Raw genomic sequence first — 16265 nt, forward strand, 5'->3', positions numbered from 1 at the left:
GCGTCTTCAGGAGGCCGAGCCGGCCTTGGCTGGAGTGGCCGGCTTTGCCGCCTGCTCCTTGGTCGGCTTGGTGCCCTGGGCCGCCGTGTCCTTGCCCCCCTTGGCCGCAGTGTCCTTGGCATCAGGCTTGGCGCTGTGGCCTTTGTAGCTGCTGCCGTTGACAGTCAGGCCTTCGCCCGAAAACTTGGTGGCTGTCGGTTCGGCCACACCCTTGACCCGTGCGATGAAGTCGGGCCAGTCCTTGAAGGGGGCGGATTTGCGTTCCTCGAGAATGCGTGCCGACATGGCCGGGCCTATGCCCTTGATGGATGTCAGTTCGGCTTCATTCGCCTTGTTGGCTTCCACAGCGGCCAAAGCCATCACGGACCACAGCAGCGCAATGAAGCCAGCCATCAATTTTCTGAACATACAAACCTCCTGATCCCTCAATGTTGAGGGCCGCAACATTGCGACCCAGAAGCATCTTATGCAGGCCTCTGGCGTGCCGCCAGGCAGTCGCGGGCTCCAGGAGGCCGGCGCAGGCACGGCCGCACGCGCCCAAAGCCAATGGCCACGCGCCCTCCAGGGCGGTTTCTAGGAATACTCTGAAAATACACTGGCCATGCCGTGTTTGCCAATGGGGGTGACGCGGTGCTGGGGATATGGCCGCCTTTCGCCACCCCGGCCCATCACAGCTCCTCGACGCGCCGGGCCGGGTAGCTGTCCCAGCTCTGGCAGCCGGGGCAGTGCCAGAAATGCTGGCGAGCCTCGAAGCCGCAGGCCGCGCAGCGATAGCGGGTCAGCGGTTTGGCGGCGTGGTCCAGCGCGCGTTGCACGGCTGGGTGGTATTGCTCCTCGGACAGTTTCTCGCCAGCCAGCCACTGCGCAGCAGCCACCAGGGAAGGTTCCCGGTCCAGATGCTGGACCAGGCGGGCGCGTCCCGGTGCCTTGGTTTCACCATCGGTGCTCTGTTCTTCAATTTGAGCGTCCAGCGCAACCAACGCCTGCAGCAGGTCCAGCGAAGGTGCCTGGGCGTATTGCTGGCTGAGCAGCTGGTGGACATGCTGGCGTTGGCCTGTGGCGGCTGCGATGTCCACCAGCAACTGGGCTGCCAGCGGCAGCGCGGCGGGGGACTGCTCGGCCAGGCTTTCCAGCGTTTGCAAGGCCTGGGCCGATTGCCCCATGCGATGCTGCAACTGGGCATGCTCCAGGCGCGGTCGCGCAGCCTGGGGTGCTGTGGTGATGGCTTGCTGCAGCCGCTGCAGCGCCTCGGCCTGCTGGCCCTGCGTGAGCAAGGACTGGGCGTCTTCGCACAGGTAGTGCGCCAGCCGGCCACTGAAGTCCCCCTGGTTGGCATCCTGCATGCGGCGAGCAATGGCGGCGGCCTGTGTCCAGTCGCGCGAGCGCTCGTAGATGGCCAGCAGGGCCAGGCGGGCCTCGGCCTCGAAGGCCGTGCCTTCCAGGCGGCGCAGCGCGTCCTCGGCGCGATCGAGCAGGCCTGCCTTCAGAAAGTCCTGGGCCAGCGCGTGCTGGGCGCGGTCGCGGTCCACGCGGCTGAGGTCGCCGCGCGACAGCAGGTGCTCATGCACGCGCACGGCGCGGTTGTATTCGCCGCGGCGGCGAAAGAGATTGCCCAGGGCGAAGTGCAGCTCCGAGGTGTCGGGGTCGTTCTGCACGGCTTCGATGAAGGCGTCGATGGCCTTGTCCTGCTGCTCGTTGAGCAGGAAGTTCAATCCCTTGAAGTAGGCCTTGGGTGCCTGGCGGTTTTCGGCGCGGATCTGCCGCAGGTCCCAGCGCGAGGCCAGCCAGCCCAGCACGAAGGCGACGGGCAGGCCAAGCAATATCCAGCTCAGATCAAATTCCATGCACGTCGCCCGGTAGGATGGGGGAGGGGGGCGCCTTGGGCGCCGTGGCTGGCGCCGCTCCTTCGGCTGCAGGCGCGGTGACCTGGGTCGAGCGCGCTGCATTGCGGTGCTTGAGCCAGCGCGGCACCATGCCCAGAACGCCCACGATCAGGCCCAGTGCAAAGGCCGCCAGCACCACCAGTACCAGCGGCGCAGTCCAGGAGGTGCCGAAGAAGAAGTGCACCGTCGCGTCCTGCTGGTTGTTCAGTGCGAAGGCGAACAGCGTAAAAAAAATGGCCGCCTTGAGCAGCCACAGGAAGTACTTCATGTGTTCCCTTGTGTGACGGGAACGATTCTAGAGCCTGGCGGTGACGACGGCTGCAGTGCGCGCAGCCGGCAAGCCGGCTTTCAGGCGGCAGGGCCGGTGCCTGCGGAGCTGGCGGCAACCGTGTCGGGCGCCGCGCCGGGGCGCAGGTCCACGGCTTCGCGCAAGGCCTTGCCGGGCTTGAAGTGCGGCACGCGCTTGGACGGAATGTGGACGGCCTCGCCGCTGCGGGGATTGCGGCCCATGCGGGGCGGGCGGTGGTTGACCGAGAAACTTCCAAAGCCGCGGATTTCGATGCGATGGCCGCGCACCAGGGCATCGCTGACGGCGTCAAGAATCGTCTTGACGGCCTGCTCGGCGTCGCGCTGGCTCAGTTGGCCAAAGCGTGCTGCGAGTTCTTCGACGAGATCGGATCGGGTCATCAAGGATAGGAATCAGGGGTTGAAATGGCGACGGGCGCCCGGAGGCACCCGTCGCATCCGACCTTCAGCGGTCAGCAGACTGGCTGCTGATTACTTGTCGGAGTTGTCCAGCTTGGCGCGCAGCAGGGCGCCCAGGCTGGTCGTGCCGGCGTTTTCCTTGGCCGACTGGGCGGACAGGGAAGCCATGGCTTCTTGCTGGTCAACCTGGTCCTTGGCCTTGATCGACAGCTGGATGTTGCGGGTCTTGCGATCCACATTGACCACCACGGCGGTGATCTCGTCGCCTTCCTTCAGCACCGAGCGGGCATCTTCCACGCGGTCCACGGCGATTTCCGAAGCGCGCAGGTAGCCGACGATGTCTTCGCCCAGGTCGATTTCAGCACCGCGCGCGTCCACCGTCTTGACCTTGCCCGACACGATCTGGCCCTTGTCGTTCACGGTCACGAAGGTCGTGAAGGGATCGCTGTCCAGCTGCTTGATGCCCAGGGAGATGCGCTCGCGCTCGACGTCCACGGCCAGCACGATGGCTTCGACTTCCTGGCCCTTCTTGTAGTTGCGCACGGCAGCTTCGCCGGGCTCGTTCCAGGACAGGTCGGACAGGTGCACCAGGCCGTCGATACCGGCAGCCAGACCCACGAACACGCCGAAGTCGGTGATCGACTTGATCGGGCCCTTGACGCGGTCGCCGCGCTTGGTGTTCTGCGCGAACTCTTGCCAGGGGTTGGCCTTGCACTGCTTCATGCCCAGCGAGATGCGACGCTTGTCTTCGTCGATCTCCAGCACCATGACTTCGACTTCGTCACCCAGGGTCACGAGCTTGGTCGGAGCAATGTTCTTGTTGGTCCAGTCCATTTCGGAGACGTGCACCAGGCCTTCGATGCCGGGTTCCAGCTCGACGAACGCGCCGTAGTCGGCAATGTTCGTGACCTTGCCGAACAGGCGGGTGCTCGAGGGGTAGCGGCGCGAAACGCCCATCCACGGGTCGTCGCCCATTTGCTTCAGACCCAGCGAGACACGGTTCTTCTCGGTGTCGAACTTGAGGATCTTGGCGGTGATTTCCTGGCCAGCCTGCACGACTTCCGAGGGATGACGCACGCGGCGCCATGCCATGTCGGTGATGTGCAGCAGGCCGTCGATGCCGCCCAGGTCCACGAACGCACCGTATTCGGTGATGTTCTTGACCACGCCTTGAACGATGGCGCCTTCCTTCAGCGTTTCCATCAGCTTGGCGCGCTCTTCGCCCATCGAGGCTTCGACAACGGCGCGGCGGCTCAGCACCACGTTGTTGCGCTTGCGGTCCAGCTTGATGACCTTGAACTCCATCGTCTTGTTTTCGTACGGAGTCAGGTCCTTGATCGGACGGGTGTCGATCAGCGAACCGGGCAGGAAGGCGCGGATGCCGTTGACCAGCACCGTCAGGCCGCCCTTGACCTTGCCGGAGGTCGTGCCGGTCACGAATTCGCCCGATTCCAGGGCCTTTTCCAGAGCCAGCCACGAGGCCAGGCGCTTGGCGGTGTCGCGCGACAGGATGGTGTCGCCGTAGCCGTTTTCGATCGAGCCGATGGCGACCGACACAAAGTCGCCCACCTGGACTTCGATTTCTCCCTGGTCGTTCTTGAATTCGTCGATCGGCACATAGGCTTCCGACTTCAGGCCAGCGTTCACGACGACGAAGTTGTGCTCGACGCGCACGACTTCAGCGGTGATGACCTCGCCAGGACGCATTTCCGTGCGTTGCAGCGATTCTTCAAACAGGGAGGCAAAAGATTCAGACATGTATTTCCTTGCCCGCAAACAGGTTTCCGTTGGCACCATTGCCAAGCGTTTCTAGGACTGTTTGCGGAGGTGTTGTGGGTTCAACCACGGGGTTGGAGTCTATGAACCTCGGGCCGTACACGGGGCGGTGCCGCCATGTCTGGGCCCTAAGGGCGGGTTGCCGACCGTGCGGCGCAACTGGCAATCAGTCGCGGCCGAACGGCTGGCGTTCCTGCCACCATGAAAGCACCTGCTCTGCCACCTCTTCGATGGAAAGCTCGGAGCTGTCAAGCAGCATGGAATCCTGGGCGGGCTTGAGGGGTGCAACGCTGCGGTTCATGTCCCGCGCATCACGTGCTTCAAGGTCTGCCCGAAGGGCGCTTATGTTAGCGGCAATTCCTTTGGAAATCAACTGCTTATGCCGGCGCTCGGCGCGACAGGCGGCGGAGGCCGACAAATAGACCTTGAGGGGAGCATGGGGAAAGATCACCGTGCCCATGTCGCGGCCGTCGGCGACCAGCCCCGGCAGCTGCTGGAAGGACAGCTGCAGGTCCACCAGTGCATCGCGCACGGCCGGCAGGGCCGAGACGCGCGAGGCGTTCATGCCCGACTCCTCGCTGCGCAGGATCAGGGTGACATCCTCGTCGCCCAGCCAGATGCGCTGCTCGGCATCAAAGCGCACGGGCAGCGCGCGCGCCAGCGCGGCAATCTGCGGGGCGTGGGATTCGTCCAGCACCATGCCGGCCCGCGACGCGGCCAGTCCTGTGAGGCGGTACAGCGCGCCCGAGTCCAGCAGGTGGTAGCCCAGGGCCTCGGCCACCTCGGCGGCGATGGTTCCTTTGCCGGAGGCGGTGGGGCCATCGATGCAGATCACGGGGATGCGGGCACGGGCGGTCTCGCAGACCGAGAACAGGGCCTCGAAGTAGTCGGGGAAGGTCTTGGCGACGCACTTGGGGTCTTCGATGCGCACCGGCAGGGCGGCCGGGTTGAAGGCCGCCAGCGAGAAGCACATGGCCACGCGGTGATCGTCGTAGGTGTGGATGCTGGCCGCGCGCCATGCGGCGGTGGATGCGGGTGGTGTGACGCGGATGAAGTCCACGCCTTCCTCGACTTCGGCGCCCAGCTTGCGCAGCTCCTTGGTCATGGCCGCGATGCGGTCGGTCTCCTTGACGCGCCAGCTTGCGATGTTGCGCAGCGTGGTCGTGCCATCGGCATACAGGGCCATGACGGCCAGCGTCATGGCGGCATCGGGGATGTGGTTGCAGTCCAGGTCGATGGCCTTGAGCGGCCAGGCGCCGCGGCGGATGCGCAGCCAGTTCGGGCCTCCCTCCACCTCGGCGCCCATGGCGCGCGCGGCTTCGACAAAGCGGATATCGCCCTGGATGGAATCCAGTCCCACGCCGAGGATGCGGATGCCTTCGGCGCTGTCCGAGGCGATGGCGCCCAGTGCGATGAAGTAGCTCGCCGACGAGGCGTCTGCCTCGACATGGATCTCGCCCGGCGAGCGGTAGCGACTGCCGGCCGGGATGGTGAAGCGCTGCCAGTTCTCGTTGTGCACGGCGATGCCGAAGCGGGCCAGCAACTCCAGCGTGATATGGATGTAGGGCTTGGAGATCAGCTCGCCCACGACTTCGATGGTGATGTCGCGCGTGGTGGCCAGCAGCGGCAGTGCCATCAGCAGCGAGGTCAGGAACTGGCTGGAGACATCGCCACGCACCTGGATGGGGCTGTGCGGCAGCTGCGAGAAATCGGGCTGGCGGATGTGCAGCGGAGGAAAGCCCTCGTTGCCCAGATAGTCGATGCGGCAGCCGAGCTGGCGCAGCGCATCGACCAGATCGCCGATGGGGCGCTCATGCATGCGCGGCACGCCGCTGAGTTGGAAGTCGCCGCCCAGCACGGACAGGGCTGCTGTCAGCGGCCGCATGGCCGTGCCGGCGTTGCCCATGAACAGCTCGGCACTGGCGCCGGAGGGCAGGACGCCGCCCAGGCCGGTGATGCGCACAGGCTGGCCGAGGGTGATGGTCGCGGGCTCCACCGTGCAGCCCAGTTGCTGCAGGGCACGGAGCATGACGCGCGTGTCGTCCGAGTCAAGCAGGTCGTGGACCACGGTCGTGCCCTGGCTCAGCGCTGCCAGCAGCAGCACGCGGTTCGAGATGCTCTTGGAGCCTGGCAGGCTCACCGTGCCCTGCGCGCGGGAAAGAGGGGGGATATCGAGGAAGGCGGTACTGAACATGGCAATTCGGAGGCAAACAGGCTGTCGGAAGGCATTGCGGCCGCGCTGGCCGCAATCCACAGATGCGCTTGGGGGCGCTTGGAGCGCGGCCGGCGTTGCGCGTCAGCGGCGCGGTACGCCCATGCGCCAGTGGGCACGCGCCGCGCTGGCCAGGGTCAGGTGGTCTTCCAGGCCTTGGCCGTCGCCGGCCTGGATCAGGCATTCGAGTTGCTGCAGCGCCTGCTGGAACTGGCGCGACTGCGCCAGCACCTGTTCGCTGTTGGCCAGCAGCACATCGCGCCACATCTTGGGGTCGCCTGCTGCAATGCGCGTGAAGTCACGGAAGCCGGGGCCGGCCAGGGACAGCACCTCATCGGAATCGGGCTGGGTGATCACGCTTTGCATCATGGCGAAGGCCAGCAGATGCGGCAGGTGGCTGACCGTGGCAAAGGCGCTGTCGTGGGCTTCTGGCGACATGGCGCGCACGCGGCAGCCCAGCAGCTCCCACAGGGACTGGGCCTTTTGCAGGTGCTCGGTCAGTGTGCGTTCCGTGGGCGTCAGGATGACCTGTGCGCCCTTGTACAGCTGGGGGTCGGAATGCTCGACGCCCGAGACTTCCTTGCCCGCAATGGGGTGGGCCGGCACGAAGGAGCCGAGCTGGTCGCGCAATGCCGAGCGGGCGGCATGCACCACGTCGACCTTGGTGGAGCCCACGTCCATGATCATCATCCCGGGCGTGACCAGGTGCTTGATGGACTTGAGCGTGGCCTCGGTGGCCGCCACGGGCACCGCCAGCAGCACCAGGTCTGCGCCGGCGGCGGCCAGCAGGGCCGAGGGTGCCTCCACATCGATGACGCCCATCTGGCGTGCGCGCTCGGTGGTGGACGGGGATTTGCTGTAGCCCACGACACGCTTGACCAGCCCGGCCTGCTTGAGCGCCAGCGCGAACGAGCCGCCCATGAGGCCGCAGCCGATCAACCCCAGTTGTTCGAACGGCTGCATCACTTGGAGACCGGATAGGTGCCCAGCACCTTGTAGAAGGCGCACAGCTCGCGCAGCTCCTGCAGCGCGCTGGCCACGTTGGGCTGGGCCGGGTGACCTTCGAGGTCGATGTAGAAGTAGTACTCCCACTGGCCGGTGCGTGCGGGGCGCGATTCGAAGCGCGTCATGGAGACGCCGTGCCGCTTGAGCGGTACCAGCAGGTCATGCACGGCGCCGGGACGGTTGGGCACGGAGATGATGATGCTGGTGCAATCCTGCCCGCTGGGTGCGGGCGTCGCCAGCGTATGCGGCAGGCAGATGACGGCGAAGCGCGTACGGTTGTAGGCATCGTCCTGAATGGCATGCGCCACCACGTGCAGGCCGAATTGCTGGGCCGCGCGTTCGCTGGCCAGGCCGGCGATGTCGGGGTGCAGCGCCGCCAGGCGGGCGCCTTCGGCGTTGCTGGACACCGGGCGGCGTTCGGCATGTGGCAGATGCTTGGACAGCCAGCCCTGACATTGGGCCAGGGCCTGGGGGTGAGCTGCAACCACCTTGATGCCTTCGGTCGTGCTGGTGCTGCGCAGCAGGTTGTGGCGCACCAGCAGGCTGACCTCTCCCACCACGTGGCAGGGCGTATGCAGGAACATGTCCAGCGAGCGCGTGACCACGCCTTCGTTGGAGTTCTCCACGCCCACCACTCCGTACTGCGCGCTGCCCGCGGCCGTGGCGTGGAACACCTCGTCGAAGCTGTTGCAGTACATCAGGTCGGCCGCGCCGCCGAAATACTGGATGGCCGCTTCCTCGCAGAACGTGCCCGCCGGGCCCAGCACGGCCACGCGCTGGGGTGACTCCAGAGCCAGGCAGGCCGACATGATCTCGCGCCAGATCGCCGAGACATGGGCGTTCTTGAGCGGGCCGGGGTTGGCGGACTCGATCTTCTGGATGACCTGGGCCACGCGGTCAGGGCGGAAGAAGGGCGTGCCTTCCCGCTTCTTGACCTCGCCGACCTGCTCGGCCACGCGGGCGCGTCGGTTCAGCAGATCCAGCAGTTGCTGGTCGATATCGTCGATCTGCACGCGCAGATGCGCCAGATCGGGAGAGGCTTGGGGTGGGGTGCTCATGGAAGGGGTGTGGTCGGTCAGGCGTTGCGCTGTTCGAAATCGCGCATGTACTCCACCAGCGCCTGCACGCCAGCGATGGGCATGGCGTTGTAGATGCTGGCACGCATGCCGCCGACGGACTTGTGGCCCTTGAGCTGCAGCAGGCCGCGTTCCCGGGCTCCGGCCAGGAAGGCGTCATTGCGCGACTCGTCGCGCAGGAAGAAAGGGATGTTCATGCGCGAGCGGCAATTGGCAGCGACCTTGTTCACGTAGAACGAGGACTGGTCCACGTACTGGTAGAACAGGTCGGCCTTGGCGATATTGCGCGCCTGCAGGGCCGCCACGCCGGTCAGGCCGCCTTCGGTCTGGCGCTTGATCCACTGGAAGGTCAGGCCCGCGATGTAGATGCCCCAGGTGGGCGGCGTGTTGTACATCGACTGGTTGTCGGCCACGGTCTTGTAGTCGAAAGCCGAAGGGCAGGCGGGCAGGGCGTGGCCCAGCAGGTCCTCACGCACGATGACCAGGGTCAGGCCGGCCGGGCCCAGGTTCTTTTGCGCACCGCCGAACGCCAGGCCCACGCGGCTCCAATCGACGGGGCGCGAGGCCACGTGCGAGGAGAAGTCAACCACCAGCGGAGCATCGCAGCCCAGCGCCTTCAGGTCGGGCAGTTCCTGGAACTCCACGCCATGGATGGTTTCGTTGCTGCAGATGTGCACGTAGCTGGCGCCACGGCTCAGTTGCCAGCTTTCAGGGGCGGGCAGGGTGGTGAATTGGCTGTCCTCGCCGCTGGCTGCGATGTGTGCATCGGCTACGTACTTGCGTGCTTCCTTGGCCGACTTCTGGCTCCAGCTGCCGCTGAGCACGAAGTCCACCGTGCCGGCGCGCGACAGGTTCAGCGGAACAATGGCGTTCTCGGCCAGGCCGCCACCCTGCATGAACAGAATCTTGAATTCGGGCGGCACGGCCAGCAGCTCGCGCAGATCGGCCTCGGCCTGTTCGTAGATGGAGATGAACTCCTTGCCGCGGTGGCTCATCTCCATCACGCTCATGCCGGACCCGTGCCAGTCGAGCATTTCGGCGGCTGCCTGCTGCAGCACTTCGGCGGGAATGGCGGCAGGGCCGGCGGAGAAGTTGTAAGGGCGGTTCATGGAGTTCACTGTCAAGTCACGCGCAGGCGCCAGTTCGGGCCGGGCCTGCAACTGTCAAAAATCTGGGCCGCCGCTACGGCTGCACTCCCGGTGTGGGAGGCAGCCCCAGCGGCGGCCGGGTCATCAGGCGGGCTCGCCCGTGCCTTCGGCAGCGGCTTCGTCGCCGCCCGGGGCTTCCTCGCCCGTGGCCTCGCCCTCGACCTCGTTGGCATCGTTTTCGACGATGCGCTGCAGGCCGCCCAGCTTGGCGCCTTCGTCCAGCGAGATCAGCGTCACGCCCTGGGTGGCTCGGCCCAGTTCGCGGATTTCCGACACCCGGGTACGCACCAGCACGCCAGTGTCGGTGATCAGCATGATTTCGTCATCGGCGTGGACCAGGGTGGCGGCGACCACCTTGCCGTTGCGCTCGGACTGCTGGATGGCAATCATGCCCTTGGTGCCTCGGCCATGGCGCGTGTACTCGACGATGGACGTGCGCTTGCCGTAGCCGTTTTCCGTGGCCGTGAGCACGCTTTGCGATTCGTCCTCGGCCACCAGCATTGCGATCACGCTCTGGCCCTCTTCCAGGGTCATGCCCTTGACGCCACGCGCATTGCGGCCCATGGGGCGCACGTCGTTTTCGTCGAATCGAACGGCCTTGCCGCCGTCGCTGAACAGCATCACGTCATGCTTGCCGTCGGTGAGGGCTGCGCCGATCAGGAAATCGCCCTCGTCCAGGCCCACGGCGATGATGCCGGCCTTGCGCGGGTTGGAGAACTCGTCCAGCGCCGTCTTCTTCACGGTGCCCATGCTGGTGGACATGAACACATAGTGGTCGGCCGGGAAGCTGCGGTACTCGCCCGTCAGCGGCAGCACCACGTTGATCTTCTCGCCATCCTGCAGAGGGAACATGTTGACGATGGGGCGGCCACGCGAACCGCGCGAGCCCGCCGGCACTTCCCAGACCTTGAGCCAGTACAGGCGGCCGCGGTTGGAGAAGCACAGCAGGTAGTCGTGCGTGTTGGCGATGAACAGCTGGTCGATCCAGTCGTCTTCCTTGGTGGCCGTGGCCTGCTTGCCGCGCCCGCCGCGCTTTTGCGAGCGGTACTCGGACAGCGGCTGGCTCTTGATGTAGCCCGTGTGGCTGAGCGTGACCACCATGTCGGTGGGCGTGATCAGGTCCTCGGTGGACAGGTCCTGCGCGCTGTACTCGACCGTGCTGCGGCGGGCTCCGACCTTGCTCTGGCCGAACTCGGCCTTGATCTGCTTGAGTTCGTCGCCAATGATGGCCGACACGCGCTCGGGCTTGGACAGGATGTCCAGCAGGTCCTCGATGACGGACATCACGTCCTTGTACTCGGCGACGATCTTGTCCTGCTCCAGGCCGGTCAGGCGCTGCAGGCGCATCTGCAGGATTTCCTGGGCCTGGGTCTCGGACAGGCGGTACAGGCCATCGGCCTGCATGCCGAATTCGCGTTCCAGGCCGTCGGGGCGGTAGTCGTCGGCATTGACCACGCCGCCATCGGTACGGGTGCGCGTCAGCATCTCGCGCACCAGCTTGCTGTCCCAGTTGCGCGTCATCAGCTCGGCCTTGGCCACAGGTGGCGTGGGTGCGTTGCGGATGATGGCGATGAAGTCGTCGATGTTGGCCAGCGCGACCGCCAGGCCTTCCAGCACATGGCCGCGCTCGCGCGCCTTGCGCAGTTCATAGACCGTGCGGCGCGTGACCACTTCGCGGCGGTGCTGCAGGAAGACCTCGACCAGATCCTTCAGATTGCACAGCTTGGGCTGGCCATCGACCAGCGCCACCATGTTCATGCCGAAGGTGTCTTGCAGCTGGGTCAGCTTGTACAGGTTGTTGAGCACGACCTCGGGCACTTCGCCGCGCTTGAGCTCGATCACCAGGCGCATGCCCGACTTGTCGGACTCGTCCTGGATGTGGCTGATGCCCTCGATCTTCTTTTCGTGCACCAGCTCGGCCATGCGCTCCTGCAGCGTCTTCTTGTTGACCTGGTAGGGCAGCTCATCGACGATGATGGCCTGGCGCTGGCCGCGGTCGATGTCCTCGAAGTGGCACTTGGCACGCATCACCACGCGTCCGCGACCCGTGCGATAGCCCTCCTTGACACCGTTGATGCCATAGATGATGCCGGCCGTCGGGAAGTCGGGCGCGGGGATGATCTCCATCAGCTCGTCGATGGTGGCCTGGGGCGTCTGCAGCAGGTGCAGGCAGGCGTCCACCACCTCGTTGAGGTTGTGCGGTGGAATATTGGTGGCCATGCCCACGGCAATGCCCGAGGAACCGTTGACCAGCAGATTGGGCAGCCGCGCAGGCAGCACCAGCGGCTCGCGCTCGCTGCCGTCGTAGTTCGGGCCGTAATCGACCGTTTCCTTGTCGATATCGCCCAGCATTTCATGGGCAATCTTGGACAGGCGGATTTCGGTGTAACGCATCGCCGCCGCGCTGTCCCCGTCCACCGAACCGAAGTTGCCCTGACCGTCCACCAGCATGTGGCGCAGCGAGAAATCCTGCGCCATGCGCACGATGGTGTCGTACACCGCACTGTCGCCGTGCGGGTGGTATTTACCGATCACATCACCGACGATACGCGCCGACTTCTTGTACGGCCGGTTCCAGTCGTTGTTGAGCTCGTGCATGGCAAAAAGCACGCGCCGATGCACAGGCTTGAGACCATCTCGCGCATCGGGCAGCGCCCGGCCCACGATCACGCTCATTGCGTAATCGAGATAGCTGCGACGCATCTCCTCTTCGAGGCTGATGGGCAGGGTTTCTTTAGCAAACTGGGTCATGTGTGGCGATACTCTGACGGCGGGAAAAGGCCCATTTTAGGTCGAATGACGTGTAGCAGCCGAGCAACATAACCCTGGAATTCCGCCGCTGTCCTACTTGTTGGCCCCCGCTTGGCGGTCCGTCTGCATGTGACGTATGGCACAATCAATTCAACGTTTTTGGTGATGGTCACTGATGACGTCCACAGATTCGCAGCCCTGCTGCGGCTTTTTCCCCAAGAGGAGAACCATGAAGAAACTGAACAAAGTGGCGATGTTGTTTGCCTCTGCCGCCCTCGCAACGGCCGCTGGCGCACAAGTGAAGGCTGCTGACGGTGGCAAGACCATCGACAACTGGCAAAACGGCACCAGCGAACTGGTGTGGAAGAACGGCACGAACGAACTGTGCTGGCGCGATGCCAACTGGACGCCCGCCACTGCAGCTGCTGACTGCGACGGCGCTCTGAAGCCTGTGGCCGCCGCTGTGGCTCCCGCCGCAACGCCCGCTCCGGCAACTCCCGCACCCGCACCGGCACCCGCTCCGGCCGTGGCCTCCAAGGTGACCTTCTCTGCCGACGCTTTCTTCGACTTCGACAAGTCGGTTCTGAAGCCCGAAGGCAAGGCCAAGCTGGACGACCTGGCCTCCAAGGTCAAGGGCATCAACCTGGAAGTGGTCATCGCCGTGGGTCACACCGACTCCGTTGGCTCTGACGCCTACAACCAGAAGCTGTCGGTCCGCCGCGCTGAAGCTGTGAAGGCTTACCTGGTGTCCAAGGGCATCGAAAAGAACCGCGTCTACACCGAAGGCAAGGGCGAAAAGCAGCCTATCGCCGACAACAAGACCAAGGAAGGCCGCGCGAAGAACCGTCGCGTGGAAATCGAAGTGGTCGGCACCCGCGCCGCCCAGTAATCTTTCGATTGCTTCTCGCAAAAGCCCCGGCAACGGGGCTTTTTTTATGGCTGAACGGTCGCCGCAATCGCCGACAATCGACGCCATGAGCAACGCAATCAACCTCAACGCCGACCCGGCGGAGCTGGAGAAATTCTCCAGCCTGGCCCATCGCTGGTGGGACCCGGAAAGTGAGTTCAAACCCCTGCATCAGATCAATCCGCTGCGGCTGGACTGGATCGATGCGCAAGTTCCCTTGAAGGGGCGCAGAATTCTGGATGTCGGGTGTGGCGGCGGCATCCTTGCCGACTCCATGGCGCGCAAGGGTGCGCGCGAAGTGGTTGGCATCGATCTGGCCACCAAGGCATTGCGCGTGGCCCAGCTGCATGCACTGGAGACGGGTACGCCCAACATTCACTACCACGAAGTGAGTGTGGAGCGTCTGGCCCAGGAGCAGCCTGGTTCCTTTGATGTGGTGACCTGCATGGAGATGCTGGAGCATGTGCCCGATCCCGCCTCTGTGGTATCGGCCTGTGCTGAGCTGGTCAAGCCTGGCGGCTGGGTGTTCTTCTCCACGATCAACCGCAGTGCAAAGGCCTTCGGTCTGGCCATCGTCGCGGCAGAATACCTGCTCAAGATGATTCCCAAGGGTACGCATGAGTACGCGAAACTGATCCAGCCCAGCGAACTCGCCATGTTCGCCCGTCAGGCAGGCCTTGATCTGCAGGCCAGCAAGGGCCTGCAGCACAACCCCATCACAGGGCGCTACTGGCTCAGTGCAGACACATCTGTGAACTACATGCTGGCCACGCGCCGGGCCGAAGGGTAAGCCGCATGTGGAAAGAAGTCCGAGCCGTGCTGTTCGATCTGGACGGCACCTTGATCGACAGTGCACCTGACCTGGGCGCAGCCGCAGACAGGATGCGTACGGATCGGGGGATGCCTTCAATTCCCTATGAGCGATATCGACCCATGGCGGGCGCGGGGGCGCGGGGCATGCTGGGGGTGGGGTTCGGGCTCACGCCCGACTCGCCCGAGTTTGCGCAGATGCGCGAGGAGTTCTTCCGCAACTACGAGCAATGCATGACAGAGCGCACCTATGCGTTCGAGGGTGTCGAGGAACTGATTGCACGACTCCAGGCTGTGTCCATGCCCTGGGGCGTGGTCACGAACAAGTCCATGCGCTTTACCGATCCGCTGACGCAACAGATGCCGCTGTTCGCAACTGCGTCAGCCGTCGTCAGCGGCGACACCACGCCCCACGCAAAGCCCCATCCTGCACCCTTGCTGGAGGCTGCCGCGCGTATCGGCCTTCCTCCCGAGAGTTTTGTCTATGTCGGTGACGACGAGCGCGACATCGTTGCAGGCAAGGCCGCAGGCATGAAGACCGTGGCGGCTTGCTACGGCTACCTTGGCGCAGCCGGCGATACGCTGCACTGGCAGGCGGATGCGCAAATCAATTCTCCGCTGGAGCTCTTGAAACTGCTGGAAAGAGGCTAAGATAGGAGCCTTGGGGCTGTCCTGGTTTCGACGTGGGTTCGGGACCGGTGTGGTGCATGTCGAGCTTGATTGACGCTCGTAAATCTCCATTCAAAAAACTAACTGCAAACGACGAACGTTTCGCACTCGCCGCTTAAATCCGGTGAGCCTTGCAACAGCACGCTGATGGGCTGGGCAAGGGGGTAGCAATACCTCCCGGCTGCAAGGGAATTCACATCAGCTGGCTGCGTGCTGGGCTTCTTAGTACGTGGCAAGATCGAAGGAAGCTGGCATCCCGGGTAGCGTGCGCCTGCGCGACTCGGGAGGCGAGACTCAAAACAGAACGCTAAACATGTAGATCTGCCCGGCGAAGGCTTGCGGACGCGGGTTCAATTCCCGCCAGCTCCACCATCCAAGACACCGCCACACACTGAAGACCTCAGTGTGTGGCGGTTTTTTCTTGCCTGTTCGTTGCCTCGCGCCCGCCTCAGTGGCTGTTCATGTCGGGCATGGGCTGCTGGGACAGTTCCTGGATCAGCGTCAGGCGGAAATGTGCCAGGGCCTTGGCTCCGTGCTGTATGTGGTGCAGGTCTGCCACTCCGCCGATGCCCGACACCAGCAATTCGGGCTTGGTCGACAAAATGACTTCTATGAAGTGGTCGGCCAGTTCTGCAGCCAACAGTGTGTCCGAGTTCTGTTTGCTCATGTGTGCTTCCTCCTGGTGATGGAAGCACATGGTATGGCATCGCGCCTGAATATGGCTGGCGATCAGATGGCGAGGCTTGCGCGGTCCTTGCCTTCTATCCACTTGGGCGGCTTTCCGCGGCCTGTCCAGGTTGCGCCGGTTTCGGGGTTGCGGAATTTGGGTTCGCCCACGCTGCGCTGACCGGTCGTGCGAGGTTTGATCCTGGCGGAGGGGAAGACATCCTCTTTCGTCAGGCCATATTGCTGCACCATGGCCTTTGCTTCAGTGATCGCATCCGTTCTTGCGTGCTTGATCAGAGCGTCGATCTTTTTCTCAAGATCGGCTTTTTGTTGCAGCAGGGCCCTGTAGTCGGATGTCATGGCGATGATGATTTTCAGTGGGAGATGCGCGTGTATATCACGGGAATGAATTTTTTGTAAGTTATGAGTAAGAAAAAGAGTGTGGGAGTGTGCGGACGCACGAAAAGCCACCAGCGACATGGCGCGTTCAAGACGGGTGACGAGGATGGTTGTGGCGACGAGGCGCGCCCAAGAAAAAGGCCAGCGGCTTGCGCTGGCCTGGGAAGAAAGAGCCGGTGCCTTTTTGAAGGCTTCCTGGGGGAATGAGAGGGAGGGAGGAGGAAATGCCCCAGGGCCGGCAATGAAACGATTCAGAAA

15 protein-coding genes and 1 other RNA gene are annotated in these 16265 nt (G+C 64.2%); 4 read left to right on the forward strand and 12 right to left on the reverse strand.

Translation table 11 applies throughout. From position 1 onward, the window contains the following. Nucleotides 1-6: 6 nt before the first annotated feature. The 10 genes from HFGMBDPB_RS11960 to gyrA all read right to left on the reverse strand — a co-directional run bounded on the left by HFGMBDPB_RS11960 (nt 7) and on the right by gyrA (nt 12556). Nucleotides 7-408, reverse strand: coding sequence for a ComEA family DNA-binding protein (locus HFGMBDPB_RS11960; RefSeq protein ID WP_034363686.1), 402 nt, complete (start codon nt 406-408; stop codon nt 7-9). Nucleotides 409-668: 260 nt separating this feature from the next. After that, nucleotides 669-1844: a lipopolysaccharide assembly protein LapB gene (gene lapB / locus HFGMBDPB_RS11965; RefSeq protein ID WP_016449519.1), complete on the reverse strand. Its 1176-nt coding sequence runs from the start codon at nt 1842-1844 to the stop codon at nt 669-671. Next, entirely contained in the window at nt 1834-2151 is a 318-nt protein-coding gene (locus tag HFGMBDPB_RS11970; protein ID WP_017404724.1) for a LapA family protein, read from the reverse strand. Before HFGMBDPB_RS11970 ends, lapB begins: the two co-directional genes overlap by 11 nt. Before the next feature lie 80 nt (nt 2152-2231). Then, on the reverse strand, nt 2232-2570 hold the full coding sequence (locus HFGMBDPB_RS11975) for an integration host factor subunit beta (protein ID WP_017404723.1): 339 nt from the start codon (nt 2568-2570) through the stop codon (nt 2232-2234). 90 nt (nt 2571-2660) lie between these two features. Then, complete coding sequence (rpsA, locus tag HFGMBDPB_RS11980) at nt 2661-4385, reverse strand: 30S ribosomal protein S1 (protein WP_255247313.1); 1725 nt, start codon at nt 4383-4385, stop codon at nt 2661-2663. A 145-nt stretch (nt 4386-4530) separates the two neighbouring features. After that, nucleotides 4531-6558 carry a bifunctional 3-phosphoshikimate 1-carboxyvinyltransferase/cytidylate kinase gene (locus HFGMBDPB_RS11985; RefSeq protein ID WP_016449515.1) on the reverse strand — a complete coding sequence of 676 codons (2028 nt, stop codon included), beginning with the start codon at nt 6556-6558 and terminating at the stop codon, nt 4531-4533. 102 nt (nt 6559-6660) lie between these two features. Continuing rightward, a complete protein-coding gene (locus HFGMBDPB_RS11990; protein WP_016449514.1) occupies nt 6661-7539 on the reverse strand; it encodes a prephenate dehydrogenase in 879 nt (292 codons plus the stop codon). Then, complete coding sequence (gene pheA / locus HFGMBDPB_RS11995) at nt 7539-8639, reverse strand: prephenate dehydratase (protein WP_016449513.1); 1101 nt, start codon at nt 8637-8639, stop codon at nt 7539-7541. Before pheA ends, HFGMBDPB_RS11990 begins: the two co-directional genes overlap by 1 nt. Nucleotides 8640-8656: 17 nt before the next feature. Continuing rightward, nucleotides 8657-9766 carry a 3-phosphoserine/phosphohydroxythreonine transaminase gene (serC, locus tag HFGMBDPB_RS12000; RefSeq protein WP_016449512.1) on the reverse strand — a complete coding sequence of 370 codons (1110 nt, stop codon included), beginning with the start codon at nt 9764-9766 and terminating at the stop codon, nt 8657-8659. 123 nt (nt 9767-9889) lie between these two features. Next, nucleotides 9890-12556 (reverse strand): DNA gyrase subunit A, encoded by a 2667-nt coding sequence (gene gyrA, locus HFGMBDPB_RS12005; protein ID WP_046238042.1) that lies wholly within the window; start codon nt 12554-12556, stop codon nt 9890-9892. A 229-nt stretch (nt 12557-12785) separates the two neighbouring features. Between gyrA and ompA the strand changes: the two genes are divergently transcribed. The 4 genes from ompA to ssrA all read left to right on the forward strand — a co-directional run bounded on the left by ompA (nt 12786) and on the right by ssrA (nt 15314). Beyond that, nucleotides 12786-13445 (forward strand): outer membrane protein OmpA, encoded by a 660-nt coding sequence (gene ompA, locus HFGMBDPB_RS12010; RefSeq protein ID WP_016449510.1) that lies wholly within the window; start codon nt 12786-12788, stop codon nt 13443-13445. An 85-nt stretch (nt 13446-13530) separates the two neighbouring features. Next, the gene (ubiG, locus tag HFGMBDPB_RS12015; protein ID WP_017406940.1) at nt 13531-14253 is read left to right on the forward strand and encodes a bifunctional 2-polyprenyl-6-hydroxyphenol methylase/3-demethylubiquinol 3-O-methyltransferase UbiG; all 723 of its coding nucleotides are present in this window, start codon (nt 13531-13533) and stop codon (nt 14251-14253) included. Between the two features lie 5 nt (nt 14254-14258). Next, the gene (locus HFGMBDPB_RS12020) at nt 14259-14924 is read left to right on the forward strand and encodes an HAD-IA family hydrolase (protein ID WP_016449508.1); all 666 of its coding nucleotides are present in this window, start codon (nt 14259-14261) and stop codon (nt 14922-14924) included. 12 nt (nt 14925-14936) lie between these two features. Then, nucleotides 14937-15314: a transfer-messenger RNA gene (ssrA, locus tag HFGMBDPB_RS12025) on the forward strand. A gap of 76 nt (nt 15315-15390) precedes the next feature. On the opposite strand, the gene HFGMBDPB_RS12030 is transcribed toward ssrA, so the two are convergent. Together HFGMBDPB_RS12030 and HFGMBDPB_RS12035 are read right to left on the reverse strand one after the other, a co-directional pair. Continuing rightward, nucleotides 15391-15609 carry a hypothetical protein gene (locus tag HFGMBDPB_RS12030; RefSeq protein ID WP_047326836.1) on the reverse strand — a complete coding sequence of 73 codons (219 nt, stop codon included), beginning with the start codon at nt 15607-15609 and terminating at the stop codon, nt 15391-15393. Nucleotides 15610-15671: 62 nt separating this feature from the next. Beyond that, a complete protein-coding gene (locus tag HFGMBDPB_RS12035) occupies nt 15672-15968 on the reverse strand; it encodes an H-NS histone family protein (protein ID WP_212645496.1) in 297 nt (98 codons plus the stop codon). Nucleotides 15969-16265: the final 297 nt, after the last annotated feature.

Source organism: Delftia sp. PE138, assembly GCF_018320755.1.
GTDB classification, from domain to species: Bacteria; Pseudomonadota; Gammaproteobacteria; order Burkholderiales; family Burkholderiaceae_C; genus Comamonas; species Comamonas tsuruhatensis.

Excerpts from the sequence above, each read along its gene's own strand:
- HFGMBDPB_RS11960 (WP_034363686.1), bottom strand. The coding sequence starts at position 408 with ATGTTCAGAAAATTGATGGCTGGCTTCATTGCGCTGCTGTGGTCCGTG.
- lapB (WP_016449519.1), bottom strand. The coding sequence starts at position 1,844 with ATGGAATTTGATCTGAGCTGGATATTGCTTGGCCTGCCCGTCGCCTTC.
- HFGMBDPB_RS11970 (WP_017404724.1), bottom strand. The coding sequence starts at position 2,151 with ATGAAGTACTTCCTGTGGCTGCTCAAGGCGGCCATTTTTTTTACGCTG.
- HFGMBDPB_RS11975 (WP_017404723.1), bottom strand. The coding sequence starts at position 2,570 with ATGACCCGATCCGATCTCGTCGAAGAACTCGCAGCACGCTTTGGCCAA.
- rpsA (WP_255247313.1), bottom strand. The coding sequence starts at position 4,385 with ATGGTGCCAACGGAAACCTGTTTGCGGGCAAGGAAATACATGTCTGAA.
- HFGMBDPB_RS11985 (WP_016449515.1), bottom strand. The coding sequence starts at position 6,558 with ATGTTCAGTACCGCCTTCCTCGATATCCCCCCTCTTTCCCGCGCGCAG.
- HFGMBDPB_RS11990 (WP_016449514.1), bottom strand. The coding sequence starts at position 7,539 with ATGCAGCCGTTCGAACAACTGGGGTTGATCGGCTGCGGCCTCATGGGC.
- pheA (WP_016449513.1), bottom strand. The coding sequence starts at position 8,639 with ATGAGCACCCCACCCCAAGCCTCTCCCGATCTGGCGCATCTGCGCGTG.
- serC (WP_016449512.1), bottom strand. The coding sequence starts at position 9,766 with ATGAACCGCCCTTACAACTTCTCCGCCGGCCCTGCCGCCATTCCCGCC.
- gyrA (WP_046238042.1), bottom strand. The coding sequence starts at position 12,556 with ATGACCCAGTTTGCTAAAGAAACCCTGCCCATCAGCCTCGAAGAGGAG.
- ompA (WP_016449510.1), top strand. The coding sequence starts at position 12,786 with ATGAAGAAACTGAACAAAGTGGCGATGTTGTTTGCCTCTGCCGCCCTC.
- ubiG (WP_017406940.1), top strand. The coding sequence starts at position 13,531 with ATGAGCAACGCAATCAACCTCAACGCCGACCCGGCGGAGCTGGAGAAA.
- HFGMBDPB_RS12020 (WP_016449508.1), top strand. The coding sequence starts at position 14,259 with ATGTGGAAAGAAGTCCGAGCCGTGCTGTTCGATCTGGACGGCACCTTG.
- HFGMBDPB_RS12030 (WP_047326836.1), bottom strand. The coding sequence starts at position 15,609 with ATGAGCAAACAGAACTCGGACACACTGTTGGCTGCAGAACTGGCCGAC.
- HFGMBDPB_RS12035 (WP_212645496.1), bottom strand. The coding sequence starts at position 15,968 with ATGACATCCGACTACAGGGCCCTGCTGCAACAAAAAGCCGATCTTGAG.